Source organism: Streptomyces sp. NBC_01618 (assembly GCF_045209435.1).
GTDB lineage: Bacteria > Actinomycetota > Actinomycetes > Streptomycetales > Streptomycetaceae > Streptomyces.
Genome location: NZ_CP109297.1, coordinates 8,206,377 through 8,232,760 on the forward strand (window position 1 = coordinate 8,206,377; position 26,384 = coordinate 8,232,760).

Here is a 26,384-nt window from a genome sequence, read left to right on the forward strand (position 1 = left end):
TATTCGTGCGTTCTTGCTTCATTGGAAATAGGTGCCATGGAAAAGAGGACGTGAGATGTGCGGGATAGCAGGCTGGGTGTCGTTCGAGGCCGATCTGACGCACCGGGGTGATGTGCTCGATGCGATGACCGGGACGATGGCCTGTCGCGGGCCGGACGGCCGCGGCACCTATGTGCGTACAGAGGTCGGGCTGGGGCATCGACGCCTCGCGGTCATCGACCTGCCTGGCGGAGCGCAGCCGATGACGGTGAGCACGCCGACCGGTGACATCGTGCTGGTCTACTCCGGGGAGGTCTACAACTTCCAGGAACTGCGCGATCGGCTCAAGGCGTTGGGCCATCCGTTCCGGACGGACAGCGACACCGAGGTCGTGCTCCGCGGCTATCTGCAGTGGGGCGAGAGCGTCGTCGACCATCTGGACGGCATGTACGCGTTCGCGATCTGGGACGGTCGCGGCCGGCGGCTGCTCCTCGTGCGCGACCGCATGGGGATCAAGCCGCTCTTCTACTACCCGACGCCCGACGGAGTGCTGTTCGGCTCCGAGCCCAAGGCGATCCTGGCGAACCCCCTCGTACGGAAGGCGGTCGACGCCGACGGGCTGCGGGAGTTGGTCGCGCAGACCAAGACCCCGGGCTGGGCGCTGTGGAAGGGCATGCACGAGGTGGTGCCCGGCACGCTGATCAACGTCGACCGGGGTGGGCTGCGGGAGCGGACCTACTGGCGGCTGAGCGCGGTCGAGCACACCGACGACCGCGAGGGCACCGTGGCCCGGGTGCGGGAACTGCTCACCGGCATCGTCGACCGGCAGCTGATCTCCGATGTGCCCCAGGGCGTCCTGCTCTCGGGAGGTCTGGACTCCAGCGCGATCACCGGGCTGGCGGCGGAACGGCTGGGCCTGCGCGGCGAACAGGTGCGCAGCTTCTCGGTGGACTTCTTCGGCCAGGAGAAGAACTTCGTCCCGGACGAGATGCGCGAGACGTCCGACGCGCCGTTCGTCCGTGACGTCGCGGCCCATGTGGGCTCCGCGCACCGGGATGTGATGCTCGATCCGTCCGACATCTCGGATCCCGCGGTACGTCGCGCGACCGTCGGCGCCCGGGACATCCCGAACGGGTTCGGGGATCTCGACAGCTCCCTGTATCTGCTGTTCAAAGCGATCCGGGAGCACTCGACGGTGGCGTTGTCGGGCGAGTCGGCCGACGAACTGTTCGGCGGCTATCCCTGGTTCCACCACCCGGAGGCCCTGCGCGGGGACACCTTCCCGTGGATGATGTTCATCCCGCCGATGAGTCTCGCGGCCCGGACCGATCACATCGAACCCGGCCTGCGGGCCCGGCTCGACGTGGCGGCCTACACCGCCGACCAGTTCGCGACGGCGCGCGCGCAGGTCGAGTATCTCGACGGCGAATCCGAGTTCGACCGGCTCATGCGCATGACGAGCCATATGCATCTCACGCGATTCGTCCGGGGGCTGCTGGACCGCAAGGACCGGCTGTCGATGGCGGTCGGGCTGGAGGTGCGGGTGCCCTTCTGCAGTCATGAACTCGTCGAGTACGTCTACAACACGCCCTGGGTGATGAAGTCGTTCGACGGTCAGGAGAAGAGCCTGCTCCGCCGGGCCGCAGCGCATGTGCTGCCGCGATCGGTGCTGGAGCGGGTCAAGAGCCCGTTCCCCTCGCCCCAGAATCCGGAGTACGCCGCTCATCTGCAGCAGCAGGTGAAGGAGCTGGTGTCGGAGCCGGACGCGCAGGTGTTTGCGCTGGTCGACCGTGTTTGGGCGCAGCAGATCGGGTCACAGGCTCCGGCGGCCATGTCGATGGCCGTACGGTCCAACGTCGAGCGGATGCTCGACCTGCATGTCTGGCTGGAGCTGCACGCGCCCGAACTCCTGCTGGACTGAATCGACTTCGTACGGCGAAATCGCCGCCATGGCATCCACTGCCATGGCGGCGACCGCTCTGTGTGCCGGCCTGCGCCTAAGGGCTGTCCCGTAAATGATCTCTGAGCGGCCTCGGGCATGGTGGGCTGCTGTTACGGCTGGGTGGTTTACCCGGCGAGGGCGAGGTTGTGCATCCGTGCGATGCCGAGCATGGCGTGGTGGACGCCATCGCCTTTGAGACGGCAGTCGCGGAGGATCTTCCAGGTCTTCATGCGGGCGAAGACGTGCTCGACGCGGGCGCGGACCTGCTTGTGGGACTTGTTGTGGGCCTGCTTCCAGTCAGACAGTTCTTCCCCTTTGCGGCGTCGGTGGGGCATCACGAGCCCGGTGCCCGGATAGCCGCCGTCGGCGATGGTCAGGGTCTTTCCGACGGCGGCCTTCGCGCCGGACTCCTCCCACGCCTTGCAGTCGTTGCGGTTCCCGGGCAGGGGCCGACCGACCACCACAACCAGGCGGGTGTCGGCGTCGATGACGACCTGGTGGTTGGTGGAGTACCGGTAGTTCTTGGACTGCTCGGCGATGGTGTGATCGCGGGTGGGCACCAGGGTGCCGTCCACGATCAGCACGGTGTCCTTCGCGAACCGCTTGCGGGGCTGGAGGGCGAGCATCGGCCCGAGGTGATCGATGATCCGGTCCGCCGCGGATTTGGAAACCCCAAACAGCGGGGCCAGTTGGCGCATGGTCAGGTTCGTTCGCCAGTAGGCCGCGACCAGCAGTGCCCGGTCTTCCAGCGCCAGGCTCCACGGTCGGCCCCTGCGGACCGCTTCCGCATCCTTGCGTCGCAGAACCGTCACCAGCTTCCCGAACTGCCGCGGGCTCAGGCCGGTGAACGGGGCTATCCATGACGGCTCTGACGCCGTGATCACACCAGTCATCGCAAGATCGTTCCATGACGTTCGGCGCAACGTCGAGAATGCTCATATGACTGAAGAACTGGTGAGGTTCCTTGAGGCGCGGCTGGATGAGGAGGCTGACTTGGCCCGGCGCTGCGACGGTGACGGATGCGGGGAGTGGTCTGCCCACGGACACACGGTCGACTTCTGTCAGGTTGACCTCTCCGGCTTCCACCCCACGATTGCTCTGCATGTGGCTCTGCACGACCCGGCCCGCGTCCTGCGCGAGGTCGAGGCCAAGCGGCGCATCCTGGCCCGTCACGCCCGCGACTCCTGGCCGTGCCACAACTTGCGTGACCTTGCTTCGCCCTACACCGACCATCCTGACTTCCCCGCCCGGGCCTGAAGCAGCGCAGCTGACAAGCAGAGCGCCCAACGAGCCTGAACCGAGCCTCGCTCACTGAAGATCATTTACGGGACAGCTCTTAGCTTGACGTTTAAACTCGCACGTCACCCGACCTGCTGATCTGCGGTTCTTCCCAGGACAGCGGAGGCAGCCGTTCTCCACGCTTCGAGATGTCGAGTAACGAAGCACGAGAGAACGGCCGCTGTGTATGAGTCTCCCCGTCCCTGGGCCCGCAGGCGATGCGTTGGACGTCTTGTCCCGCTTTCGGGTCGAGTTCTACGACTGTCTGTACTCCCGCGCGGATGCGCTCTTCGAGCTCTCGGACGCGGCCCTGTGCGCGGACGGTCCGGTGAAGACCCTGGTCGAGCTGTCCCTGGCCGTCGAGCACCGGCGCGGGCACGGCGCGCTGTATGCCGCGCTGGACCGGGGCTGGATCGAGCCTGCGCGGCTGCGTCGCGTGCTGGCCGGCCTGCCGCTACCGAAGGCGGCCGACGGGCGGATCGTGCTGGCGGTGGACGTGAGCAACTGGCTCCGCCCTGACGCCCCGACCAGCGACGACCGGCTGTTCTGCCACGTCTACGGGCGTGGCGAGCGCAAGACGGACCAGTTGGTGCCGGGCTGGCCGTACTCCTTCGTCGCCGCTTTGGAAGTCGGCCGCACTTCCTGGGTCGCGCTGCTCGACGCGGTGCGCCTGGGCCCCGCGAACGATGCCACACTCGTGAAAGCCGCCCAACTGCGCGACGTCGTCGAGCGGTTGACACAAGCGGGGCACTGGCGGCCGGGCGATCCCGAGATCCTGATCGTCATGGACTCCGGCTACGACGTCGCCTACCTCTCCCACGCTCTGGCGGACCTGCCGGCAGTGCTGGTCGGACGTCTGCGCTCGGACCGCGTCATGCTCCGCGACCCGGGCCCCGCACGCTCCGGGCCCAAGGGCGGCCGCCCGCGCCGACACGGTGGCGTCCTCACCTTCCGCAAGCCCGACAGCTGGCACCGGCCCGAGGTCACCACCCACACCGACACCACCCGCTACGGCACCGCTGAGGCGATGGCCTGGGACCGGATGCATCCCCAGCTCACCCACCGCGGCCCCTGGCTGGAACACGCGAAGGAGGAACTGCCCATCCTTCACGGCACGTTGATGCGGCTCAAAGTCGAGCGCCTGCCGGGCGACCGCGACCCGAAGCCTGTCTGGCTGTGGTGCTCGGCCACCGCCGCCGCACCCGCGGACGTGGACCGCTGGTGGCAGTCGTTCCTCCGCAGATTCGACCTGGAACACACATTCAGGCTGATGAAGCAGACCCTGGGCTGGACTGCCCCGAAGGTCCGCCACGCGGACACCGCCGACCTGTGGACCTGGCTGATCATCGCCACCCACACACAACTCCGCCTCGCCCGCCCCCTCGCCGAGGACCTTTGCCGCCCCTGGGAACGGCCCGCCGAACCACGACGCCTCACCCCCGCACGTGTCCGCCGGGGGTTTCGCAACGTCCGCGCGACCGCGTCCCGCCCGGCAGCCGCACCAAAACCGTCCCGCCCAGGCCCGGGACGCCCTCCCGGCTCAAAGAACAAGCACCGGGCCAAGCACCACGACGTCGGCAAGACGGTCAAACGCGCCGAATCCATCAGGGAACACCAAGCCCACCGAGGTTAAACGTCAAGCTTAGGGGGTCGCCCCGGCCAGTTCCTCCGGGCGGGTCCGGAGTCCGGCCTGGCCGACGCGTACCGAGGGCTTCGGGAGGAACGGTCCGGTGAGCGCGGTCGTGAACAACGCCATCACGACCATCATGGTGAACATCCGGCTGTCCAGGACGCCGAGGCTGACGCCGGCATTGAGGATGATCAGTTCGGTGAGGCCGCGGGTATTCATCAGGATGCCGAGGGTGCTGGCCTCCCGCCACGGCATTCCGGACAGTCTCCCGACCATGGACGCGCCGATCATCTTGCCGGCGCAGGCGACGGCGATGATGGCGGCCAGTTCGATCAGATCGCGTCCGGACAACGCCCCGATATCGACATTCAGTCCGGTGACGATGAAGAAGACCGGCAGCAGCACCATGCTGATCCCCGCGAACGGCTTTCTGGCCTCTTCGCCGAACACGCCGCGGTACTCGCTCGGCATGATGAATCCGAAGGCGAATGCACCGAATATCGCGTGGATCCCGATCCAGGTCGTCGCATAGGAAGACAGGAACAGCCCGGCGACGAGTACGACGATGAGCTGCGGTGTCATGCGGTCACGGCCCCAGCGGCGCATGAGGAATGACAGGAACGGGCGCACGAAGACCAGCATCGCCGTGATGTAGAGCGCGGAGAATATCACCGTCTGCGCGAGATCCCCGGCGCCACCGGACGCGGTCGCGATCGCCGCGACCAGAGCGAGCAGGCACCAGGCGATGACATCGTCGATGGCCGCGCTGGCCAGTGCGAGTGCGCCGACCCGTGTTCCCAGCATTCCGTGTTCGGTCAGCATCCGGGCCAGCACGGGAAAAGCGGTGATCGACATCGCCGCACCCATGAACAGGGCGAACGCGGTGAAGGAGACCTGATCTCCGTTTACGGTGTCGTGCCGCTGGTACAGCAGCGCCGCAAGTCCGATCGCCAGGCTGAACGGGACCACGACCGAGGTGACGGAGACCGCCGCCGCGGTACTGCCCCGGCCCTTCAGTAACCTCTTGTCGAATTCCCAACCGATGCCGAACATGAAGACGAGCAGCCCGACCTGGGCTATCGCCGACAGATACGGCCGTACCTCGCTCGGGAAGATCAGGGAGGGGAGATCCCCGGGTAACAGGCCGAGAAGACTCGGCCCCAGGGCGATTCCGGCGATGATCTCGCCGACGACGGGCGGCTGGCGTACGTATCGGACCAGCCAACCCAGGATGGATCCGACGACGAGAATGATGGCAATATCGGCCATCGTGATGGCGATGATCAGATCTTTGCTGCGAGAGATATCCGCCATGATCGGCCCTCCGTACGTATGAATGGGAACTCCCGAGGTTCTGCCTGGTGCGGAACATCGTCGCAGTTCAGCGGCGTACACAGTCGCAGTTCAGCGGCGTACACAAAGGAACCCCGAGAGATGACCGTGAGGTGCCCTTGAGGTGTCCTAAATGTCAGATCCAGTGCGCTTCCTGTGCGATACGCAGCGCGTCGATGCGGTTACGCGCGCCCAGTTTCGTCACCGCGGAAAGGAGATAGTTCCGCACGGTCCCGTCGGAGATGTGCAACTGTGCCGCGATCTCGCTGAGCGTGTCACCCTGGGCGAGCCGCTCAAGTACGGAGAGTTGCCGCTGGGAAAGCGGGCAGTCGTTATTTCCCAGCACGGCCACGGTTAACTCCGTGTCGAAGACTCTTTCTCCTTGATGCACCCGATGGACGGATTCGAAGAAGCGGTACGGGGAGGCGCTCTGCTGTACCATTCCGGCGATTCCGCCGGTGAATGCCTGGCGTATGACCGACCGGGTGAATGATTCGGCGAGCAGCAGGCATCGACATCTCGGAAGGCCGGTGATCTTCTCGGCGACGGTGATGACGTTGCCGTCCGCGCCGTCGAAGCTGAAGATCACGACATCCGGATGGTGTGTATCGGCGAACTCGATTGCATCGAGATTGTCGGCCACCGATCCGACGACCTGTATCTCCTTGCCCTGTTCGAGCAGGGCGGTGAGCGCGTAGCGGGACACATTCATCTTGTCGGATACCAGTATGTTGATTCCCATTTCTTCCCCCTGTTGCCGATGCTGAGGTAGAATTTCTTGGCTCTCGCCGAGCACGTGCATGATTCGGGACCGGGCCGGCTCCTTGAGCGGTCCAGCTATCACACGATGGGAGTTACGCGGTGTTAGGGGCATGTTGAGAACGTGTGAATAACGTCATGAACCTTCGCGGCGGCGTCACGCCGTTTCCCACTGAAGTGTTCTGTCCCGGACGTCAGGACTCCTCCGTCGTGACCTCCCTGAATCCCCCGCAGTCAGACGATCAAACCGGAAACAAATACTACAATAGTCATTAGGGAAAGCAAGGCTCAGAATCGCCGTTGCGGGCCGCTGCAAACGTGACTCATTCGCACCCCTTGACGCCCTGGTCGTCGCCGTTTTCAGGACAAGTGCGAACCCGGATTCCGGAAAAGACGGGGCTCTATCAGTGGAAACGTGGTAAAGGCGGTGCTCGGCCACGACCGACGCCGGAAGGTTTGCCCTGTACGGGTGCGAATTCAAGCCAGTCGACGAGATCGTGCTGCCGACCGGGGCGCGGCGGAGGGTGTCCGCGCCACGCGAAACCCGGGTCTTCGCCCGTACGAGCGCGTCGCCGGCCCACCCGGCAGCCGCCGGGACGACGGGTGGTCGGGGCAGGGCGGACCGGCGCTTCCTGTCCGTCGTCGTCCGGCTGTGAGGTTCGGGGAGGGTGTCACTGGGTTGTTCGGGTTGCCTCGCCAGTGATGCGGGCTTGTTGCTGTGCTGGTCGGCGGGTGTTTCGGCTGGTTGATCTTGGTGGTGGTGTTCCGGATTCGGTGGTGGTGTGATTCCGGATCGCTCGGTGCTGTGTTCGCCGGACCTCCTTCGTGGCGCGCTCTATAGCGCATGGGGGTGTGGGGTGGAGGAGGAACGGGGCTGCTGTCACCCGTCCAAGTGGTCGACGGGGGCCGGCCCTGACCAGCATGGTTGCCCGATATCCCCCAGGAAAAAGGGTGTTGCGCCAAAGCTGCAAGGGCGTATAATTGATTTCATGAGCAAGCGGCAACTTGCTCGACACCAACCGATCGCACCAGGAGCACACGTGAGCGACACCGCAACAACGACACCGATGCAGCGGGTCACCCTGCGGCTCGGCCAGATCCGCGTCAACGAGCGCAACGTCCGCCAGGAACTCAACCTCGACGAGAAGTTCCTCAAGTCGGTTGCGGCCAACGGCGTGAAGGTCCCCGTCGTGGTCCTCCCGCTCGGCGAGGACACGTACGAGCTGAAGATGGGCCACCGGCGCTACTTCGCCGCCCGGACCACCAAGGAGACTGAGGAGGAGCAAGACACGGTCGAGGTCCCCGCGTACGTGCTCAACCCCTCGCTGCGCGAGGCGGGCGGGGACTTCATCGACCAGCTCATCGAGAACGACGACGGCTACCGCCGTGGTCTGACCGAGCTGGAGCAGGCCGACGCCCTGTTCGGTGCGGTCAGCGAGGGCATGAAGCAGGCGAGGGTCGCCGAACTCACCGGCCGGACCCGTACCCAGGTTTCCCGCGCGGTCAAGACCGCCAAGACGGTCGGCGAGCGGACCCGTTCGGTCCTCGCCGAGGCCGGGACGTATGACCTCGATCTCGAAGTGCTCCGCGTGCTGGGCGAGTTCGACGACGACGCTGTAGACCGACTGCTGGAGGCCTACCGTAAGGGCCGCTTCGAGTTCCAGGTGCAGTGGGAGCGCGACGACCGGGAGGAGCAGCAGGCCCGCGCCACAGTCCGCCCGCAGCTGAAGAAGGCCGGGGTACGGCTGGCCGAGGACTCCGACACCCTTCCTCCGACCGCCGAGCCGCTCGCCGAGCTTGACGGCCCGGACGACGAGCCCATGAGCGCCGAGGCGCACACCGGGTGCCCCGGCCACGTGGCGACCTGGGCCGAGAACCCCCGCGAGCCCGGCGAGGTGGACTACTTCTGCACCGACCCGGACCGCTTCGGCCACCGCCCGCCCCAGGAGGACGACCAGGAGACAGACGGCGACGAAGGCTCGCAGCAGGCCGAGGCGACGGGCGAGGCCAAGTCGTCAGAGCCGTCGCGCGAGTACGTCAAGGCGGGCAACAAGGCCTACCGCGCCGCCGAGAAGGCCCGGCAGGTGTGGCTGAAGGACCTGATCGGCCGCAAGACCGCGCCGAAGCCGCTCGCCGCGTTCATCACCGAGCAGTGGCTTGCCTGCCCCAAGCCAGTGGCCCAGTGGTCGGGAGACGTCAGCCGCCGCAACCTCATCAAAGAGCTGACCGGCTACGACCAGCCCGCAGAGCGCGCCAAGACGGCGACCCCGGCCAAGCTCACCCTGCTCAACTTCGCGGTGCTGGCCGCGACGTTCGAGAAGCGGATGAACGAGGTCCGAACCTGGCGCACCGACCGCAGCGCGCAGTCCTCCGTGTACGAGCTGCGCGAGATCCGCGCGGACGCCCGCACATGGCTGACGTTCCTCGCCGAGATCGGCTACCCGCTCTCCAGCGTCGAACAGGCCGTGGTCGACGACGAGCCCTTCCAGGAGCACGAGCCGAACGCGGCCGACGAGGACACCACGGACGGCGCGAGCGCCGAGGACTCCGAGGACGCGTCCTGACCTGCGGCCCGGGCCGGACCACTCGGTCCGGCCCGGGCCCCTCCCTCTCTCTGCGTGCCGCCCGCCCGGAAGGCTTCGCCATGCTCCGCTCCGAACTCCGTCTCACCACCGGCCTGTTCGTCGCCCAGGCCGCCGTCAGCAACCACACGGGACTCATCGCCCGGACCGGGCTCGCGATGCCCGCCGCGCCCTTCGGCTCCGCCGCCTGGCAGGTGCCCGCGCTGGTCGCCTACCTTCACCGCCTCCATCGGGACGAGGAGGACCCCTCCCCCGAACTCTGGCGTGCGCACACCGAACGCCAGACGGGCGGCCCGGTGCCCCGACCGCACCGCCGCTACCAGGACAACGGCCTGCACGACCCGGACGCGGTGTGCGTGCTCGACATCCAGCTCGGCCCGCGCGACGAGGAGACCGGCTGGCCCGCCGCCAACCTCGCCGTCATCGAGCAGGAGGAGGGCGCCTGCCCCTTCGGCCGCGTCACCCGCCGCCACGGCGCCGAGGCGATCGCCGCGTACGCCGCCGAGGAACTGACCGCCGAGCACGCCCGGCTCATGGACCGTGCCCGCCGGCACCAGGACGCCACCTTCGTGCGCCTCGCCGACCTGGCGCAGCGCGCTGCCGACTGGGCCGACAAGGTCCGCGCCGCCGCGCACGCCGACGCCGTCCACGTCCAGGCCGAGAACGCCCGGGCCCGCATCACCCGCTGCCCGCCCCGATCGAGGACCCAGACCGGATCGCCCACCTGGACATACGACGAGGGGCCCGACTCGGCGGCACCATCCACGAGTACCGACATGCGGCCTGACCAGCATGGATGTGCTTTTCGGCAAGGGCACCGGTGGGGTGCGCCCTCACCCCGGTGAAGTGCAGTCTCCGGGTGCCGTGCTCGATGAACGCCATCGCGTACAGGCGCCTGCTCCAGACCGTGCCGACATCGAAGAAGTCCGCGGCAAAGATCCCCTGAGCCCGCGCCATAAGGAAGCCGCGCCAGGCGGGGCCAAAGCGGCGCGGGGCCGGGTCGATGCCTGCCGCGTGCAGGACCTCCCAGACCGTAAAGGCCGCGACGGGGTGCCCGAGCCGGGCCAGTTCGCCCCGGATGCGGCGGTGGCCCCGGCGGGGATTCTCATCAGCCAGGCGCAGCACGAGACTCTTGAGCGCGGCCGCCGACGACGGCCGTCCAGTACGGGAGCTGCGGGCGGAGCAGTCCCACTTCCTGGCGATCAGTTTGCGGTACCAGGCCAGCAAAGTACCGGGGGTGACGGGGAAGACGGCGGCCACGCGGTATCAGCCAGGTCAGGGCGGCGAGCCAGAATCAGCCGGCTGGCCCATCGCGCACCCTGCCCCTCACATGCCCGCGCACGATGGCGTTCTCGTGCCCCAGCACCAACAGTTCGGCACCCATGGCGGCGTCTCGACGCAGTAGGACCACGGGGACGGACAACAGCGCGCGGGCGGTGCGGCAGAGCAGGGACACGATCACCAGGACAGCACTACAAGTCCCCACCGACGTGCCCGGAAGCGGGTGCCGACCAGTAGCAATGACTTTACGAGCCCCACAGGCGCGGCCGGCGCGCTTCAGGGGCGAAGTCCGCAGGGCCGGGCGGCCCCCGTACCCGTGCCCTGGACAGGGGTCGCCCATTCCCTCGCCGCCGGGCGCCCCCTGGGAACGGACAGGCCACCACGGATCGCCCCCACCCCCTGTCCCGGCGTATGGGTTGGCGGCAACGCCACCGACCTCACCGCCCAGGTCGGCGCCTGCGCCGCCGTCGGCGCTCTCGCCGACGCGCACCTCAACGCCCACCCTGGCCGCCGCCGATACCGACGCGGCGCTCGCCGCGGCACAGGGCGGGTCCGCGGTCCGGCAGGCGTGAAGCGGCACCTCCCGGCACGGCGGCGGTTCCCCTGGCTCCGGACCGAAGTGTCGGTGCGGAGCCAGGGGAGAGCCGGACTGCCGGGCGATGCCGCGGGCCGTCCACTCCGTCAGACGCCGGGGCCGTCGGAAGGCAGCGTGACGCGCTTCGGGATGGCGTCGTAGACGCCCGTGTCGAGGGAGTTCACCGAGCCGTCCGCGACGGCGTCGACCAGGCCGCCGAGCCCGGTCTCGACCATCTTGGCGAGCATGCCGTTGCGCTTCATGCCGTCGTACTGGGTCTGCGAGGACGTCTCGAAGAGAATCGCCGCAGAGCCGCGCAGCTGGTACGAACCGAGCGCGGTGCCCGGCAGGTTGGTGGACTGGGGGTAGAGGGTAAGGTCGCCGTAGGAGGACTTGCCCCGCTTCTGGAGTGCCTGGTAGACGGCGACGTTGGCCCGCTTGGAGGCGTCCATGTCGAACTTGGGCCAGCTGCCGAACTCGGCCGGGTTGTCGATGAACTTGGCCGAGATGGACAGCGGCGACATGCTCTCCATGTCATCGGTGGCGTAGCAGGACCACTGGTTGTGCAGGTCGACGAAGTAGTCGACGGTGCCGAACTCCTGCTCCAGCGAACGGTAGACATCGCGGGAGGTCTGCGCCTCGGGAGTGATGTACCAGCCGGTGTCGGCGCTGTCGCCCGGGAAGTCCTCGGCGGCGGGAACGTAGTCCAGATTCGGGTGGAAGTCACGATTGATGTCGAAACCGCCGACCCGGGAGTTGTAGTTCCACGACGGGGACGCACCCGCCAGCTGCGGGAAGTCGGCGACGACCTCGTCCCAGGTCATGTCATTCTGCCGCTGGTCGAGCTCGCCTCCGTCGACGTTCAGCCGGGGGATGACCACCACGGTGACGTTCTTCCGCAGCTTCTTGGCCGCCGGGCTGTCAGAGCCCCACTGCTTGAGCAGCTCCAGGGCCGCCTCGGTTCCGTGCATCTCATTGCCGTGGATCTGCGTCTGCACGTACACGACCTTGTCGCCCTCGCCGACGCGCGCGGTGTGGATGGCGCGGCCCTGGTTGGAGTACCCGGCCACCTCCACGTCGACGGTGCCGCCGGTGCTGGTCTCCAGCTGCTGGAGAGCGGTGGTCAGTTGCGCGTAGTCGACGAAGCCTTCGTTGCCGGATCCGGAGGCCTCGGTGCCGCAGTGGGACACCGGCGGGATCGCGCCGTTGGTGGGGTTGCCGGTGGCGTTGGCGGCGACGGTGGAGAAGCCGGCGATCAGGGCGGCGCTCGCCAGTGTGGCGACCCAACTCCGAGCGGACATTCACTGCTCCTCAGGTTTTGTAAGGCGCTTCCGAGGGGGGCGTGCGCCACTCTAGGCGGCCGAGAGACATCTGTGAATGGGGTCTTGCTCCTGTCGCATACGCGCCTGGCCCGGCGGGCGGCCGTCCTGCCTGCAACGGCCATGCACTTCGCGATATTTTCCCGCGAAATGCTCTCATCTGCAGTAACGCCGCTTAGACACAGAGGCATTGACGGGTTTTCACCAAGATCATAGGCTCGCCCGCCGTCAGACGCTGCTCGCGACACCAGGGAGAAACACATGCGTAGGTCCAGTGCTTTCGCCAGATCCGCCCGTACTACTACCGCCGCCCTCACCGGCGCACTCCTGCTGACCGGTGCCCTGTTCAACGGCACCGCCGCTGCGGTCGGGGAAGGCCCCGACTACCGGGGCAACGAGACGATCAACACCTCGATCCTGTCCACCTACGACGACGTGGCCCGCTTCCTGAAGGACCAGGACGCCAAGCAGGACGCCATGAAGCTCGAGGTAATCGGGCAGACCGTCAAGGGCCGCGACATCCACCTGGTCAAGTACGTCAGCAACCCGGACAACCCGACGATCCTGTACCTGGCGCAGCAGCACGGCAACGAGCAGCTGACCACCGAGGCCATGCTGCACACCATCAAGTCCCTCGGCTCGCCGTCCAAGGCCTCGCTGCTCAAGAAGGTGAACGTCCTCTTCATCCCGATGTTCAACGCCGACGGCGCAATGGGCGACGTGAACTTCCCCCTCGACGGCTACCTCGCCAAAGGCGAACGCCACCTGACCCGCTACAACGCCAACGAGGTCGACCTCAACCGCGACCACGTGGCCAAGGAGCAGCCCGAGACGCAGGCCCTGCACGAGAACGTGCTGCGCGCCTACGACGTGGACTACGCGATCGACCTGCACCACCAGGGCACCCAGTCCCGCGTGAACGGGGATCTGGTGTCCGGTTCGATCCTGTACCCGACGACCCCGGATGTCTCGCCCGAACTGGTCGAGAAGTCCAAGCGGCTCGGCTCCGTGGTGTACCACAACGTCGACCGCACCGGCTGGGGCCACATCGGCCGGTACGACGGGGGCTCGGCCAACACCATCGGCCGTAACGGCATGGCGGCCGAGTACGGCATCGCCACGCTGCTGTTCGAGATGCGCGGGATGAGCGACCACGAGTACGCACCGTATGTACTCGGCCAGAAGTCCAACGGCTACCTGATCCGGCAGTCGGTGGTCACCATGGAGGCCACTATCCAGGCGGTCGCCGACGGCTCGATCGACCAGGCGGACACCTCCTTCTGGGACACTCTCCCCCAGCAGTGCAACACCTGCTGACGACGGCACCACCGCGGTGAACCCCCGGGTCACCGCCCCTCGGAGGGCGGTGACCCGGGGGGTTCCGCTGCCCGGCAGGCCCTCAGAAACTGGAACCTAAAGCGGGAGCCCAGGAGCACGTCGGCCAGTGAAGTCGGTGAGTCGACCTGAGGCGCGGTGCCGGGATTGCTCCCGGTCCGTTTCCTCAGGCCGCTCTCCGAACTCGCCGTGCGGTTGGGTAGGCCGCCAGCGAGGTGCCTGTAACCAGGCCCTTTTCCAACGGCCCCCCACCGAACCGGACGTGCGACGTTAATCGCATCCGGCTCTCCAGTGCCTTTTCTTTCTCATGAGTTCTGCCGCGAAGGACGTCCGCTGTAGTGGATTCCTTCGTGGCAGACGCGGCAGACGACCAGGGTTTTCCGACGACGCGCGGCCATCATCTGAGCCCAGGCGGGCTTGGCAGCCCGCCCCCGGGTGTTCAGATCCTTCAGGTGCCGAATGTGATGCACCCTCCTCGTCAGGCACGTGCAGCAAAGTGCCGTCCACGGCCACGGTCCGAAGCCCTCGATAGAACGAACCGGCCTGCCCGAGGTGGGCGACGGGCCCGGCGAGGGGCCGACCAAGAGGGTGCGGCCTCGTGAACGCCGTACCCCGTCACGGCGGCGAGGGCGTCGAGCTGGTCATCAACTGGGGTTTGGGGGTCGACTCGACCACGTACATGGTGAAGATGCTGGAGGACCCGGCCGCCCACGGAGTCGACTTGGCCCGCACTGTGGTGCTGCACGAGCTCACCGGGGACGAGTGGCCGGCCACCCGCGCCATGCGGAGCAGTACGTGCTGCTGCTCCTTCGCAAGCACCGGGTCCGGCTCGTTCAAGTCGCCCGGGCGAGCCGGTCGTTGGAGATCGTGGTCATGGACGACTCCCGCCAGCCCGAGCGGATCATCGAACGCGGACCCTGGGCGCTGTGGGACGAGCGGCACCGTTCCCCAGCAGGGCGGCATTCGGCTCTGCAGCCTGCACGCCAAGGGCGAAGTCGGAGACGCCTGGATCGACCAGGAGATCGGCGACCGGCCGTTCAGGCAGGTGATGGGGTTCAACGCCGCCGGGACGAGGCCGCGAGCAAGAACCCGCTGCGCCAGGGCATGTACCCCTTGATCGACTGGAGGTGGGCGCGCGCGGTACGAAGCGTTCCTGTACAAGCGGTTCGGTGTGCGGTGGGAGAAGAGTTACTGCAGCTTCTGCTGTTTCCCGGTCTCCATGGGAGCCATGGACGCACACCTGGACCGGATGCGCGCCCATCCCGAGATCGCGGGACGGGTGCTGCGCCTGGAGTACACGTCGGCCAGCCTCAACCCGCAGGCGAAGCTGTTCGGCCGCCGGAGCCTGCTGGAGCAGTTCGACCCCGGCCGCGGCAAGGACCGGCCCGTCCTCGCCGCCTTCAAGGAGGAGCTCACCTGCCCGTGGGTGCTGTACCACGTGCGGCGCATCCTGCCGGTCTCGAAGGCGGACCCCACCCGGCGCGGGCGGCCGATGCGCTCGGTGGAGCGGGTCCACGTGGGCCGCGCGTCTGCTGTGGGCTGGAGGCTGCGCACCGTCTCGGAGCGGCACGGCTACCCCGTCGAGGCGGACGAGCGCTACGGGCGGGTTCGGACGTGGATGCGACGCAGAGAGTCGGAGCTGCCGACGGTGGAGGAGCTGATGGTGACCGCTCCCTATCACGTACAGAACAAGCAGGTGCCGCGCTTCGAACGGGAGTGGAGGGCGGCTTCGTGGCGGGGTGTGCGCCGGCGAGATTGACAGCCACCCATCAAGAGCGTCATATTGATTACGCGAAACAGCGGTAACAAAATGGTGGGCGGCGGAAGGCACCCTCTCACGAGGGTGTCGACCCAGGGCGGCAACCCCGGCCGAACGTCCCGCCGACCACCTTCACCAACCCATCTCGCCGCCGGCGCGTGAGCGTCGGCGGAACAAGAGGAGCAGGCCCTCAGTATAGGGCCGCGGACCGGACCGGAGAGTGCAATGTCCACCAAGCCCCTGAACCCGCAGCGTCGCGTCATCGGTGGCCGTGCCGTGGTCAACCGCGACTGGATCCGCGAGTTCACTGGCGCGAGCGTCGGCACCGCGGCCCGCTGGTACAAGGTGCGCGACGAGCAGCCCAAGGAGCACCGCCACCCGGAGAAGGAGCGCATCGACGGGACCGACTTCTACGACGAGGAGCAGTTCCGCGCCTTCTACACCTGGTTCCAGCAGGACAAGGCGAGCAAGGTTCTCAAGGCCGACCCCGAGCTGTACGAGCTCAACGCCGAGGACATCGTCTCCATCAACAAGGCCGCCGCGCTGCTGAACTTCAATGGGCCCTCGGTGATCCGCAAGTACCGGCGGGACAACCCCGACTACTTCCCGGACTCCGTCGGAGAGGTCGAGGGGCCCACCGGCCGGATGATCCCCGGCTTCCGTGTCGGCGACTTGCAGGACTTCGACCGGAACCGCACCGGGGACAAGCTCGGCAAGGCCGGCCGCCGCCCCGGGCCGCAGGACGAGGCGCCCGTCGGCCGGCCCTCCGCCCTCGAGGAGGTTCTCGCGGCCGAGCTGAGCACCCGAGCCGGCGGCGAGCCGCTCACCGCCACGCAGCTCGCCGAGCAGTACGCAGCCGAGGCGATCGAGCGCGACGGCTACCACCCGAGTCTGGCGGCAGAGCTCAGCGTGCAGTACGGCGGTCCGCAAAGGTCCTGGGAGTACGCCGTCCGCAACGCCCTCGAGCACCACCCCGCGGCCACGCCGGCCCACTCGGAGGCCGACCGGCGGGCGGTCATCGCACTGGCCGCCCTGCGCGAGCGCGGCGACGTCCGGGGACTTGCCGCCTCCCTCGCCCGCGAGCACGGCGGCAGCCCCGACGTCTGGTCCCGCGCGGTGAACGCGGCGCGCAGGCTCACCGACCCCACCTCCTGACCACCTCACCGAAGGACGAGCTCGATGCCCAGCTACCAGCTCCGCGACACCACCACCCGCACCCTCCTCGCCCGGGACCTGGCCGACTACGCCGCGGCCGAGGCCGCCCTGGACCGCCTCGACGACGAGCTGGAACACGACCTCGCGGCCAACAGCGAAGGCGCCGGACACATCCGGCTGCGCCTCGACGTCGAGAAGGTCACCGACGGCACCACGGAGGCCGTCGGACACCACGTACTCCTTCTCGGCGTCGACGACTACACCGACCCACTGCCCGCGCTGTAGCCGACGGAGCTTGCCCACGACCTGCGATACGCCGCCCGAACGGCCGACGCGTCGCGACGCTGCGCCGCGCCGCCTCACGGCTCAGGCGAGGGTCCGCCGACCGCCGCCAGGACGACCGCCGTGCCCAGACGCAGCCTGGGCAAGACGCCCGCGGTCACATCTCGTCGGGAGGCTTTGTCAGGTTGAGCGAGTGCTCGAGGGTGTGAGCCGGTTCGACGCGTTTCGGCTTCGGTGGTGACAGCGGCTCAGGGTACGGCGGGCAGGCTGGCGACGCCGGTGATCTGGTCCCAGATCGCGAAGCGGATGATCATCTCGGCGCGGTAGTTCGGGGCGGTGAGGAGGTGACGGCGGGGTCGGAAGTGGGGTGAGATGTCGCTGAACGCGGCCAGGAACCGTTGTGCGGCACCCACCGATCGGAAACCTTTCATCGCGCGCTCGCGTTGCCTCGTCGGCTGGTGGGAGTTCTCGGCCCGGTTGTTCAGGCCCTTGTGCGAGCGGTGTTCGACCGACGGCATCTCGTGGCGGTGGGCGGCGCCGTAGGAGCGGAGCTTGTCGGTGACGATCACCGGGGCACCGACCGGGTCTTCTTCATCAGCTTCCGGAAGAAACGCCTGGCCGCGGCCTCGTCCCGCCGGTTCTGCAGCAGGATGTCGAGCACGTTGCCGTCCTGGTCCACGGCCCGCCACAGGTACCGCTGCACGCCGTTGATTTTGACGAACACCTCGTCCAAGTGCCACTTGTCACCAGGCCCCGGACGGCGCCGACGTAGAGCAGCGGCATAAGCCGGGCCGAACCGGCGCGTCCACTGGTGGACTGTCTCGTGGCTGACCTCGATGCCGCGCTCGAGCATCAGCTCCTCGACGTCGCGCAGGCTCAGGTTGAAGCGGTGGTACAGCCACCCATACGGCGCTGGTGAGGGCGACCGGCACTCGGAAACCGGCCTCCCGGGCCAAGTCGGCGTCGGCGGCGACAAGCACTCCGTCCGCCAGAGCCCGGGCGCGGGTGTAGGCGTGGATGATCTCGTCCGGGTCGGCCAGGGGGACTGACCGCATGGCGTCGTGGCTGACGGTGGGGTCGTCGGTGACGGCTGCCTCGTGCAGGACGGAATCGATGCGGGACAGCAGGCTTCGGCCGTCGGAGTCGTCGGCGGGGCGGGTGGACGCCTGGGCGGCGGTCTCCTCGGCCTCCATGGCGGCGTGCACCGTGAGCATCGTTTCCGTGGCCGTCACCTTTCCGGAGTCCCCGGCGGCCCGGGCGTCGGCGCGCTGCTGCTCGAACTGGTCCCGGATCTGCTCGTGTCTGAAGCCCTGCGCGCGTTTCACGCGGACGGTCTTTCCCGCGAGTTCGACCGCCAGGGCGGGCAGGCGGTCGGTCGGGTGGTCGCGGCCGGGCACGTCGGATGCCTGCCTGTGGCGGGCGAGAGCGCGGGCCGCGCTGCGGTCGTGCGCCTCGGCCGGTCCGGCGTTCGGAGCGGCGGTGGGAGGCGCGGGAGTCTCGGCGGTCGGCGCGGTGTCCTCCGGGCCGGTGCCGGGGTCCTCGGCGGTGAGGACGTAGAAGCGGTTGGAGTGAACATGGACCGTCCACTTCTGCCCGGGGGTGTCCTCGGTGAGCCTGGCGCGCGGCGTGCTCTCCCACGCCTCGAACGCGCGGGCCGGGTCGACCGGCACGATGTTGCCGCTCTCGGAGTCGTAGGCGCGGCAAGTGCGGGCCGCCGTGCGGATCTCCGTCACGCGCTTGGTCCAGTTACGGCGGATCGTGGTCATCGTGCGTCCTCCTGTGGGTGGAGTCGGACGAGTTGCCGCCCATCCGGAAAATCAATAATACACCTTTACGGGGTGATCGATTCCTTTTAGAACAACGTGTTCCCGCGGCCGTCGCCGAACTCGGTCTCTTGCGCGGCCTTGGGTGCGGTGGCGGTGCGTGAAGCCGTCGGCCTGGGCTTCCGGCTGCGGCTGCCTGTTCCGTGCGCGCGGCCCCGCTCCTTGCTGAGCTTTCCGGGCATGGCGTGCCGCCTTTCGGGGTGAGGTGGTGCGCCGGCCCGGGGTGCCGTCCCGGACCGGCGGTGAGAGGGGCGGTGCGCCGTGGCCCTACGCGCTGGCGGGCGTCGGCTGCGGCGCGGCGGGGAACCAGAGCTCCTTGCGCTCGCGGTAGGCGTCCTTGGGGTAGGCGGTGATGCGGACACCGGCCGCGGTGGACGAGTGGTAGAAGCTCCACCGGCGGTGTCCGATGATGCGGTCGAACTGCGTGACCCAGCCGTCGTGAACGCTGCTGAGCCCGCCGTAGTAGTTGCGCTCGGACCGGTAGACGGGCCACCGCATGCGGTCGGCGGTCTGCTCGCGGCGGCCGAGTCCGGTGCGCTCGGTCCAGATCTTCAGGCACCAGTGACACGACGCGCGGCGCATGGCCTGTCCGGGGTCGACGGCTTCCCACCACGCCGGGGCAGCACCGCACAGGGCCGGACCGCCGAACGTGTCGGCGCGGTGCACGGTCAGGGCCAGTCCGTCGGCCGTGCGGTACCCGGAGGCTCCCACCGCGCAGCGCGCGATGTAGGTCTGTGCCCTGCGGGGGGCGGTCGGCGCGGTCTGCGGGGCGCGGGGGGTCTCGACGCCGGCGCAGGCTCCACCGTCCGTCTCCCAGGCCTCGACGGTGCCGGGGTCGGACTGGCGCGGGCGATCGCCGGCGGGCTGAGTGGGGGAGTACGTGGACATGGGGCTCCGCTCGGTGGGCCGGGCGCCTGGGGCGCCCGGCCGGTCGGGTGTCGGTTCAGGCGGTGGGGGTCGGCTCGGGAACGGCCGTGGTGACGCTCAGGTCGGCGGCGCGCAGATCGGCGGCGACGGCGGCCATGAACTCGGTGTCGGCCTGCTGGTCACGGCTGCCAGGGGCGTACCAGTACCGGTTCTTGCGGTGCCACTTGAAGCCGTGACGCTTCAGCACGTCGGCGGCGCCGTCACCTGGACGCGTACCGGTGACGGTCATCCCGTCCTCGTCCGTGTGCGTGAGGGTGAGTCCCTCCGCGCCCTCACCCGGGGTGCTCGCCGGACGGGCGGCCTGGGCGGTGGTCTGTTCCTTGGCGGCGGCCCAGCGCTGCGGCAGGACGATGTCACTGGCGACCTGGTACACCTGCTGCGCGGCCCAGTTCTCCCGGATGGCGTGGCCGTCGACGACGCACGCACCGAGCATGCCGCCCGTGTCCGGGGCGGTGCCGCCGTTGGCCTCGGACCACAGGGCGGTAGCGGCCTTCAGCGCGTCCTCGGAGACATCCCGGTGATTGTTGATGCCGTCGACCAGCGGCGTACCGGTGACCTTCCGGCCCTTGACGGTGACGGTGACCGTGTTGCCGGTGGACTCGTAGCGGTCCTCCATGCCGTCGAACTGCGCGCCCTGCATGGGGCAGGTGAGCGCTTCGACGTCGGCCGTCCAGGGGCCGTCGGTCCAGTAGGCGGAGATCCACGCGGAGGCGGTACCGGTGCCCTTGCGCACGCTGAACTTCACGCCGGGGAACGCATCCTTCAGACGGCTCCTGAGCTCGGCGGCCACGTGCTTGGTCTCGATGCAGTCCATGCCCTGTCCTTTTGGTGCGAGTTGGGTTGGTGGCGGGCAAGTTGCCGCTCATCCGCAAAATCAATAATACTCCCTCATGGGGTGGGGTTCAACGCTTCTGCCGTATCAGTCGGCACTGAAGACGCAGTCACCGTTGACAGTGATCCGGATCGGGATCGTTCCATCCGGGCTGATCACGTCAGCGGGTACCTCGCCGGTGTCCAGATGGACGGACACGTCCAGGCCTTCACCGCGTTTCCAGTAGGCGTAGACCTGGGTCCCGTTGGTCTCCAGGCACGGCAACGTCCCTCGCTGCTTCCGGTGTTGGTGTAGAAACCGTGTGCGTCGGTTCAGGGTGGTCGCGCGGCGCTTGCTCAGTCGCATAGCTGCGCCTCCTCCAGGGAGCCGGTCCGGGCTCGCGCGCTCGGACCGGCCCGGGGCGGGTGGGGGTGGGTCAGGACGGGGTGTTGGCGGCGGCCTGCGCGCGCTCGGCCTCCCAGGCTTCGCGCTCGGCGCGGCGGTAGTCCTCGACTCCGTCGACGGTGAGCCGCGTGCCCCGTACGGCTTCCGCCTCTTCGGGGTGCTGCTCGGCGAACTCGGCGGCCCGGACGTCGGCCTTCCAACCCCTCTCCAGCCAAGAGGCCAGGGCATCTTGGGAGCTGCGGTGGCGGCAGTCCTTGCCGAGCCGTACGAGCCGTTCGCCCTCCTCTCCGGCCGTGGCGGTTCCGACGGCGACGGCGAGTGCTCCGCGCGCGGCTTTCAGGGCGGCGCTCGCGTTGAGGTACGCCAGCGTGTACGCGGACCGGGCCCCTTGCCGTGCCGCTCCTCGGTCCACCGGTCGTAGGCCTCGTGGAAGGGTTCGCCGGCGTGCCCGTGCTCGGCGTGCCAGGACACCCACGCGCGCTGGGGGTCCTCGAACATCTGGATGAGCCGCCCGTACGCGGCGGCGGTGGGCTCCCGTCCTTCGGCGGCAAGCCGTGTCCGCCACGCTTCCTCCTGGGCCTGCAACTCGCTCTCGCCCTCGGCGATCGCCACCAGGGCGAGCGCCTTGGCCTCGGTCGCGCGCGGTGCGTCCTTGACCTGCTCCAGGGCTGCGCGCACCCGCTGCCCGCATCCAGCACCGCATCCCGCTGAGCCGCAAGCGGTCGGGCGTCCTCGCCCCGGGTCTCCCGGTAGCCGCGCTGGGCGCGGGTTAGGGCGTCGACCGCATCCCGGTGCGCTTGCTCGGCGGCGGCCAGAGCTGTCCCGGCGCGCTCGGCGGCGGTGCCGGTCACCTGGCCGTGCTCGACCCGTGCTTCGGCTGCTGCCTCGGCAATCTTGGTGACGGCGTCGCCGAGCTGGCGGCGCCACTCGGCTGCGTCCCGTCCCCACACGGTCCGGCCGGCCTCCTCGTCCGCGCGGTTGACGGCTTGCACGTCGCGCACCCACGCGAGCACTTCGCGGAATGCCGCGCCGTGGCGGCCGTTGCGCTGCGAGACGGACCCCCAGTAGCGGGCGCCGTCCCATACGCACCGGGCGGTGAACCCCTGGGTGCCGGTGCGCACCGGGAACTCACCGGACACCGTGACCGCGCGTACGTAGCCGCCCTGCACGAGCTTGGTCGTGACGGTCACCTTCCACCCGCTCGCCGTCGCTGCCTCGACCAGCCTCCGCCCGTTCTTGGGCAGCTCGGCCACCTCGTCCGCCCACGGGGCGGCGGGAGGGGCCGCGGGGGCGTCTCCGGTCGGCTCGGGCTCCTGCGGGCCGGTGGTGGCGGTCGGTTCGGGGCCGCGGGGCGGCTCGACTCCGGGGCAGGCTCCGCCGTCGGACTCCCACGCTTCGGCCGTTCCCGGGTCAGACGGTGGGGCGTCCGCTGCGGCCACGGTCGGCGTCGTCTCCGCTCCGGGAAGAGCGGTCGGCCCGACGGCCACCCGGCGGACAACGTCGCCGTGCGACCACTCACCTGCAACCTGGTACCCGCGTGCAGTGATCAGGTCGGCGACGCGGTCCAGGGGGACGGCGCTGGAGCTGGAGTAGTGGCACCCCTCGTCATTCCACACCGTGGCGCCTTCCCACGGGCGACCGGGGTGACGCTGCCCGCACCCGCACTCCAGGCGGAGCGCTGCACCGTTCATCCGCGAGTACGTGAGCACCGCGTAGCGGGCGGTCATGGTGCACGTGAGCGACCGCACCCACTGCTCGTACGCCGAGCCGTAGACTCCGAGCGTCAGGGTCTCGGACGAGATCACCCACCGGGCGAACGCGGCCCCCTCCTCGTCGGTGCGGCCCTCCGCCACGGCGTACGCGGCGAGATCTTCGAGGTAGGCGGCGTTCGACGTGAGGTAGTCGGAGGGGAGCACCGACAGGACCGGCTGAGTGTCCGGGGCGGCGTCGTCGCCTTTGGGCGTCAGCAGGCAGTCAGCGCCGACGTAGTCGCGCCCGACGAACCGCGACGGGTACAACTCCAGCGGGACGGTGGCCTTGATCCACGGGCGCAGCATGACGGGGACCCCATCTGCCGGGGCGGCGGCGATGGAAGCGGAGACGACCTCCGCCGTCACGGGGGAGGCGACCCGCTCGCCGTAGGCAGACAGGACCGGCGCCGTGGGGGCGGTGGGCGCCTCGGCGACCAGCAGGTCCCCCAGGGCACGCCATGCGATGCCCTCGGCGGCCTGCTGGCCGTTGCGGGCCAGGGGGGCGCCGTCCCAGCGGTAGCCCCGGGCGGTGAGCCTCCACACGCACCGCAGGACGGTTTCCCTGGGCTCCTGGCGGGCGGTGAGCAGCAGCGCGCAGTGCCCGGGCTGCGTCTCGACGGCGGCCGTCCATCCGGCCGCTTCCGCGCGGGCGGCGAGCTGGACGAGGTTGCGGGGCAGATCGGCGGTCGGGGCGGTGGGCGCCGGCACTTCGGCAGGGGTCGGGGCCGGCTCCTGGGCAGGGGTGCGGGTGCTGCTGGCGGGGGACGGGTTCGCGGTCATGTCGAGTCACTCCACTGTGAGTTGGTGCCGGGTGAGTTGCCGCTCACACCGGGAGGCAGGGCAGGGGGAGCCAGGGGCGTTCCCGCCGGGCCGGTCGCTCGACCGGCCCGGCGGGGTGGTGCTCAGTTGCGGCGGTTCGGGGGCCGGTTGTCCGTGGGCGCGGTGCGGCCGGTGCTCGCGCTGCTCCCGTCCACCTCCGGGCGGGGCACTCGCTCGGCCTGCCGGTACTCAACGCCCGGTTCCGGGGCCAGCGGTGCGCCGGTTTCGGTATCGACGGTGTACGCCTCCCGGATGTCGTCGGCGGTGAGCGGGCGAAGCCAGAAGTTCCGGACCCTCCAGCCGCGTACGAACTCCGACCCGTCGGGGGCGAAGGTACGCACGACCAGTCCGCCGGTGGCGCACCCGACCATGCCAGCCGCGATCGCAGCGCACACCCGCATAGATGCGACCTCGTTGATGATCAGGGCGTCACCCATCACGGTGAGTTCCTGGCCCTCGGTGACTTCGCCGTGCGGCATGCTGGCGTTGGCCACCATGTGGTGTGTCCCGTCGCCGAGAACGGCGTTAAGAAGGGACAGGTACGCGTCGGTTGCGCGGTCGAGCAACGCTTGCGCCGTGTCGGCTGCGATGTGCAGCGCCTCGTCCGTCACGGCTTCGCTGACGGGTGCGGGAGTCCACCGCATCGCGTCCATGCTGAGATCCTCGCTCGGGTCATCGTGCTGGCCTTCAAGGCTCTGCCGTACGTGGTCTTCGTACTCGCTCATCGTGTCCCTGCCTCGGGTGGGTGAGTTGGTGCCGAGCGAGTTGCCGCTCGCTAGCAGAATCAATAACACGCTCTTGCGGGGGGTGATCTCAACCCACAATCACCCCCCGGACATGGCGAGTTACGCCGACTCGACCAGCGTCACTGTCGTACGAAAGAACTGGTTCGGGGTGAGGCTGAACGTGACCCGCCTGGTCTCGCCGGTGCTCTCGCGCTTGCCGTAGATTTCGACGCCGGTCAACTCGTCGTCTACATAGGACATTTGCAACACCGTGCCTTCCCACACCTCCGGCCCTGAGGCGGCCAGGTTCTGGGTGGGGCGGCGCTCGATCCGCACCCGTTGCCCTTGGCTGATCGGTCCTGTGGCCATCATGGTGTCCCCTTTCTGTTGGCTGTGACTCCGGGAAGGTGGGGTGACCGCCGGTCGCCCCACCCTGGGCGCGTCACTGCGTCCGGCCTGCCCGTTCGGCGGCCGTGGACAGCTTGATTCCGTGCGGGCGTGGACAGCTTGACCGCGTGGCGGGCGTGGTTGGTTCGTACGCGCGCGGCCACCTCGTCGGCGGACGGTAGTCCGAATCCTCCGTCACGGGCGAACATGTCGTACGCCTCGCGCCATCCACGCACCTGACACTCAACCGCGTTCCGCGACGCACACGCGATCGTCAGGCCCCCGACGGTGACAGACAGTGCGCCGATTCCGTCTGGGCTCACTGCCGCGCTGCGGGCCCGGATCTTGGCGCGACGGGGCGCGCCATCCAGAATCACAAACGAATTGATGGTGAGTTCGGGTTCACGCAATTCGCCCGCGTCGACCTGCTCGGGAAAAATCCTGTCGAGCATTTCGGCGGCCTCGCACCAGCCTTCCCACCAAACACGCGCGCCGGTAGGGTGCCTGAATTCGATGATGGCTGTCGGGATCTTGAGAAGGGGAATGATCGTCAGACCGATGGATGCATTGGTCTCGTGATCTCCAGCAATATGGATCGTGAGTCGGCTTGCCGCGTCAATGGTTTTCGCGTCCGAGAGAGCTCCTCGGGTTGGTGATTGAGTCCCAGTCAGGTTGCCGCTTGACCAGGAAATCAATAATACACTCTCGATGGACAGGAGACACCCGAAACGCCGAACCCGCACCATCTCTTGCACCATCTCTTGCGCGAGCCTCTTTGAGAGGGTCGACGTATCCGCAGGTCAACCGACGTTCCCGCGCATGGTCTGCCCGCTGACATCCCCTCTGCTGCCGCTTACCCCTGCCCGAATGAGAGAAGAGGTGGGATCGGGGTTGGGGGTTTGGGCTGCGCGTCGGCGGGGCCTCCGCGCTCGGGCGCTGGCGCGCCCGGTTGGCGTACGGCCGGACTCTTCCCGCTCGGGTCCGTGCTGCGCCACAACGAAGGGGCCAGGCCTCCCGGTTGTCCGGGCTCACCGGATCTCCTGTGGAATCGGTCCCTGTGACTTGGTCACTGCTTTTCTGTCTGTGCTTTCCTGGCTGCGGTGAATTATGTGGTCAGTCCCGTTGAGGCTCGGCCGGTGATCTGGCTCCTTTGGTAGGGGGCATGTTTTCACAGTCTCTACCCTGCATCGCAAAGTGATGCAGATGGTTTCGCTGGTACGGTCTTGTCGTTGGGTAGTCTGGTCTCGCAAGGTTCAAGAGGGGCTGAGGTGACGGCGTGTCAGAAGCTCTCGCCCTGTCACCTCACCAAATCCCTGACGGACCATAAGGCGCGCCATCGCCACCCCACCATATAGCCAGACCTCTTGAGCCTTCGCCACAAGAAAACCGGAACACGCTTAACCAGTTCAAGCCGATCCCAGGTCTGCGCATGAATTCCGGAGGAATTCATAAACAATTCCGGAGGAATTGTTTAAACCCCGGAGGGGTTTATCGTCTTTACGACCCGTAGGGTCGTGCGTCGTTCCTCC

The 26,384-nt window shown here is 68.4% G+C and carries 23 protein-coding genes and 2 pseudogenes; 9 read left to right on the forward strand and 16 right to left on the reverse strand.

Going from position 1 to position 26,384, the window contains the following annotated elements:
* Window positions 1-55: 55 nt before the first annotated feature.
* Window positions 56-1,900, forward strand: a complete 1,845-nt coding sequence (asnB, locus tag OH735_RS38355) for an asparagine synthase (glutamine-hydrolyzing) (protein ID WP_406378354.1) — start codon at window positions 56-58, stop codon at window positions 1,898-1,900.
* A gap of 146 nt (window positions 1,901-2,046) precedes the next feature.
* On the opposite strand, the gene OH735_RS38360 is transcribed toward asnB, so the two are convergent.
* Window positions 2,047-2,814: a transposase gene (locus tag OH735_RS38360; RefSeq protein WP_406378352.1), complete on the reverse strand. Its 768-nt coding sequence runs from the start codon at window positions 2,812-2,814 to the stop codon at window positions 2,047-2,049.
* Between the two features lie 46 nt (window positions 2,815-2,860).
* Between OH735_RS38360 and OH735_RS38365 the strand changes: the two genes are divergently transcribed.
* Window positions 2,861-3,178 carry a DUF6221 family protein gene (locus OH735_RS38365; RefSeq protein ID WP_406378350.1) on the forward strand — a complete coding sequence of 106 codons (318 nt, stop codon included), beginning with the start codon at window positions 2,861-2,863 and terminating at the stop codon, window positions 3,176-3,178.
* A gap of 208 nt (window positions 3,179-3,386) precedes the next feature.
* Window positions 3,387-4,832, forward strand: a complete 1,446-nt coding sequence (locus OH735_RS38370; RefSeq protein ID WP_406378348.1) for an NF041680 family putative transposase — start codon at window positions 3,387-3,389, stop codon at window positions 4,830-4,832.
* 9 nt (window positions 4,833-4,841) lie between these two features.
* Here the strand turns inward: OH735_RS38370 and OH735_RS38375 are convergent, their stop codons facing one another.
* A complete protein-coding gene (locus OH735_RS38375) occupies window positions 4,842-6,143 on the reverse strand; it encodes a cation:proton antiporter (RefSeq protein WP_406378346.1) in 1,302 nt (433 codons plus the stop codon).
* Between the two features lie 154 nt (window positions 6,144-6,297).
* On the reverse strand, window positions 6,298-6,957 hold the full coding sequence (locus tag OH735_RS38380; RefSeq protein WP_406378344.1) for a response regulator transcription factor: 660 nt from the start codon (window positions 6,955-6,957) through the stop codon (window positions 6,298-6,300).
* Window positions 6,958-7,960: 1,003 nt separating this feature from the next.
* Here OH735_RS38380 and OH735_RS38385 point away from each other — a divergent pair.
* Window positions 7,961-9,484, forward strand: a complete 1,524-nt coding sequence (locus tag OH735_RS38385; protein WP_406378342.1) for a ParB/RepB/Spo0J family partition protein — start codon at window positions 7,961-7,963, stop codon at window positions 9,482-9,484.
* An 80-nt stretch (window positions 9,485-9,564) separates the two neighbouring features.
* On the forward strand, window positions 9,565-10,347 hold the full coding sequence (locus tag OH735_RS38390; RefSeq protein WP_406378340.1) for a hypothetical protein: 783 nt from the start codon (window positions 9,565-9,567) through the stop codon (window positions 10,345-10,347).
* A 1,117-nt stretch (window positions 10,348-11,464) separates the two neighbouring features.
* Here the strand turns inward: OH735_RS38390 and OH735_RS38395 are convergent.
* Window positions 11,465-12,658 carry a M14 family zinc carboxypeptidase gene (locus OH735_RS38395; protein WP_406378338.1) on the reverse strand — a complete coding sequence of 398 codons (1,194 nt, stop codon included), beginning with the start codon at window positions 12,656-12,658 and terminating at the stop codon, window positions 11,465-11,467.
* A gap of 279 nt (window positions 12,659-12,937) precedes the next feature.
* On the opposite strand from OH735_RS38395, the gene OH735_RS38400 reads away from it, so the two are divergent.
* Window positions 12,938-13,993: a M14 family zinc carboxypeptidase gene (locus tag OH735_RS38400; protein ID WP_406378336.1), complete on the forward strand. Its 1,056-nt coding sequence runs from the start codon at window positions 12,938-12,940 to the stop codon at window positions 13,991-13,993.
* Between the two features lie 323 nt (window positions 13,994-14,316).
* Here OH735_RS38400 and OH735_RS38405 read toward each other — a convergent pair whose 3' ends face one another.
* Window positions 14,317-14,481 (reverse strand): hypothetical protein, encoded by a 165-nt coding sequence (locus OH735_RS38405; protein WP_406378334.1) that lies wholly within the window; start codon window positions 14,479-14,481, stop codon window positions 14,317-14,319.
* Between the two features lie 145 nt (window positions 14,482-14,626).
* Window positions 14,627-14,848 carry a hypothetical protein gene (locus OH735_RS38410; protein WP_406378332.1) on the reverse strand — a complete coding sequence of 74 codons (222 nt, stop codon included), beginning with the start codon at window positions 14,846-14,848 and terminating at the stop codon, window positions 14,627-14,629.
* A gap of 391 nt (window positions 14,849-15,239) precedes the next feature.
* Between OH735_RS38410 and OH735_RS38415 the strand changes: the two genes are divergently transcribed.
* The 3 genes from OH735_RS38415 to OH735_RS38425 all read left to right on the forward strand — a co-directional run bounded on the left by OH735_RS38415 (window position 15,240) and on the right by OH735_RS38425 (window position 17,210).
* Entirely contained in the window at window positions 15,240-15,770 is a 531-nt protein-coding gene (locus OH735_RS38415; protein WP_406378331.1) for a hypothetical protein, read from the forward strand.
* A gap of 225 nt (window positions 15,771-15,995) precedes the next feature.
* Window positions 15,996-16,925, forward strand: coding sequence for a hypothetical protein (locus tag OH735_RS38420; RefSeq protein WP_406378329.1), 930 nt, complete (start codon window positions 15,996-15,998; stop codon window positions 16,923-16,925).
* Between the two features lie 24 nt (window positions 16,926-16,949).
* Window positions 16,950-17,210 carry a hypothetical protein gene (locus OH735_RS38425; protein WP_406378327.1) on the forward strand — a complete coding sequence of 87 codons (261 nt, stop codon included), beginning with the start codon at window positions 16,950-16,952 and terminating at the stop codon, window positions 17,208-17,210.
* Between the two features lie 245 nt (window positions 17,211-17,455).
* On the opposite strand, the pseudogene OH735_RS38430 reads toward OH735_RS38425, so the two are convergent.
* The 10 genes and pseudogenes from OH735_RS38430 to OH735_RS38475 form a co-directional block, all read right to left on the reverse strand.
* A pseudogene (locus tag OH735_RS38430) lies at window positions 17,456-18,105 on the reverse strand (IS6 family transposase).
* Between the two features lie 61 nt (window positions 18,106-18,166).
* A pseudogene (locus OH735_RS38435) lies at window positions 18,167-18,973 on the reverse strand (hypothetical protein); the annotation flags it as partial.
* Between the two features lie 324 nt (window positions 18,974-19,297).
* Complete coding sequence (locus tag OH735_RS38440) at window positions 19,298-19,918, reverse strand: hypothetical protein (RefSeq protein WP_406378325.1); 621 nt, start codon at window positions 19,916-19,918, stop codon at window positions 19,298-19,300.
* Window positions 19,919-19,973: 55 nt separating this feature from the next.
* Window positions 19,974-20,771: an LPD29 domain-containing protein gene (locus OH735_RS38445; protein WP_406378323.1), complete on the reverse strand. Its 798-nt coding sequence runs from the start codon at window positions 20,769-20,771 to the stop codon at window positions 19,974-19,976.
* Between the two features lie 105 nt (window positions 20,772-20,876).
* Window positions 20,877-21,134 (reverse strand): hypothetical protein, encoded by a 258-nt coding sequence (locus OH735_RS38450; protein WP_406378321.1) that lies wholly within the window; start codon window positions 21,132-21,134, stop codon window positions 20,877-20,879.
* 70 nt (window positions 21,135-21,204) lie between these two features.
* Complete coding sequence (locus OH735_RS38455; protein WP_406378319.1) at window positions 21,205-21,585, reverse strand: hypothetical protein; 381 nt, start codon at window positions 21,583-21,585, stop codon at window positions 21,205-21,207.
* The gene (locus OH735_RS38460) at window positions 21,510-21,851 is read right to left on the reverse strand and encodes a hypothetical protein (RefSeq protein WP_406378317.1); all 342 of its coding nucleotides are present in this window, start codon (window positions 21,849-21,851) and stop codon (window positions 21,510-21,512) included. The genes OH735_RS38455 and OH735_RS38460 overlap by 76 nt, the downstream gene beginning before the upstream one ends.
* Before the next feature lie 1,975 nt (window positions 21,852-23,826).
* The gene (locus OH735_RS38465) at window positions 23,827-24,468 is read right to left on the reverse strand and encodes a hypothetical protein (RefSeq protein WP_406378315.1); all 642 of its coding nucleotides are present in this window, start codon (window positions 24,466-24,468) and stop codon (window positions 23,827-23,829) included.
* 120 nt (window positions 24,469-24,588) lie between these two features.
* Window positions 24,589-24,840 (reverse strand): hypothetical protein, encoded by a 252-nt coding sequence (locus OH735_RS38470; protein WP_406378313.1) that lies wholly within the window; start codon window positions 24,838-24,840, stop codon window positions 24,589-24,591.
* A complete protein-coding gene (locus tag OH735_RS38475) occupies window positions 24,837-25,613 on the reverse strand; it encodes a hypothetical protein (RefSeq protein ID WP_406378311.1) in 777 nt (258 codons plus the stop codon). Before OH735_RS38475 ends, OH735_RS38470 begins: the two co-directional genes overlap by 4 nt.
* Window positions 25,614-26,384 lie beyond the last annotated feature (771 nt).

What these genes read in the sequence shown, in the direction of transcription:
- OH735_RS38360 (WP_406378352.1), bottom strand. Translation starts at nt 2,814, where the DNA reads ATGACTGGTGTGATCACGGCGTCAGAGCCGTCATGGATAGCCCCGTTC.
- OH735_RS38445 (WP_406378323.1), bottom strand. Translation starts at nt 20,771, where the DNA reads ATGGACTGCATCGAGACCAAGCACGTGGCCGCCGAGCTCAGGAGCCGT.
- OH735_RS38365 (WP_406378350.1), top strand. Translation starts at nt 2,861, where the DNA reads ATGACTGAAGAACTGGTGAGGTTCCTTGAGGCGCGGCTGGATGAGGAG.
- OH735_RS38395 (WP_406378338.1), bottom strand. Translation starts at nt 12,658, where the DNA reads ATGTCCGCTCGGAGTTGGGTCGCCACACTGGCGAGCGCCGCCCTGATC.
- OH735_RS38400 (WP_406378336.1), top strand. Translation starts at nt 12,938, where the DNA reads ATGCGTAGGTCCAGTGCTTTCGCCAGATCCGCCCGTACTACTACCGCC.
- OH735_RS38370 (WP_406378348.1), top strand. Translation starts at nt 3,387, where the DNA reads ATGAGTCTCCCCGTCCCTGGGCCCGCAGGCGATGCGTTGGACGTCTTG.
- OH735_RS38420 (WP_406378329.1), top strand. Translation starts at nt 15,996, where the DNA reads ATGTCCACCAAGCCCCTGAACCCGCAGCGTCGCGTCATCGGTGGCCGT.
- OH735_RS38470 (WP_406378313.1), bottom strand. Translation starts at nt 24,840, where the DNA reads ATGATGGCCACAGGACCGATCAGCCAAGGGCAACGGGTGCGGATCGAG.
- OH735_RS38440 (WP_406378325.1), bottom strand. Translation starts at nt 19,918, where the DNA reads ATGTCCACGTACTCCCCCACTCAGCCCGCCGGCGATCGCCCGCGCCAG.
- OH735_RS38390 (WP_406378340.1), top strand. Translation starts at nt 9,565, where the DNA reads ATGCTCCGCTCCGAACTCCGTCTCACCACCGGCCTGTTCGTCGCCCAG.
- OH735_RS38475 (WP_406378311.1), bottom strand. Translation starts at nt 25,613, where the DNA reads ATGGTGCAAGAGATGGTGCGGGTTCGGCGTTTCGGGTGTCTCCTGTCC.
- OH735_RS38450 (WP_406378321.1), bottom strand. Translation starts at nt 21,134, where the DNA reads ATGCGACTGAGCAAGCGCCGCGCGACCACCCTGAACCGACGCACACGG.
- OH735_RS38465 (WP_406378315.1), bottom strand. Translation starts at nt 24,468, where the DNA reads ATGAGCGAGTACGAAGACCACGTACGGCAGAGCCTTGAAGGCCAGCAC.
- OH735_RS38415 (WP_406378331.1), top strand. Translation starts at nt 15,240, where the DNA reads ATGGACGCACACCTGGACCGGATGCGCGCCCATCCCGAGATCGCGGGA.
- OH735_RS38425 (WP_406378327.1), top strand. Translation starts at nt 16,950, where the DNA reads ATGCCCAGCTACCAGCTCCGCGACACCACCACCCGCACCCTCCTCGCC.
- asnB (WP_406378354.1), top strand. Translation starts at nt 56, where the DNA reads ATGTGCGGGATAGCAGGCTGGGTGTCGTTCGAGGCCGATCTGACGCAC.
- OH735_RS38375 (WP_406378346.1), bottom strand. Translation starts at nt 6,143, where the DNA reads ATGGCGGATATCTCTCGCAGCAAAGATCTGATCATCGCCATCACGATG.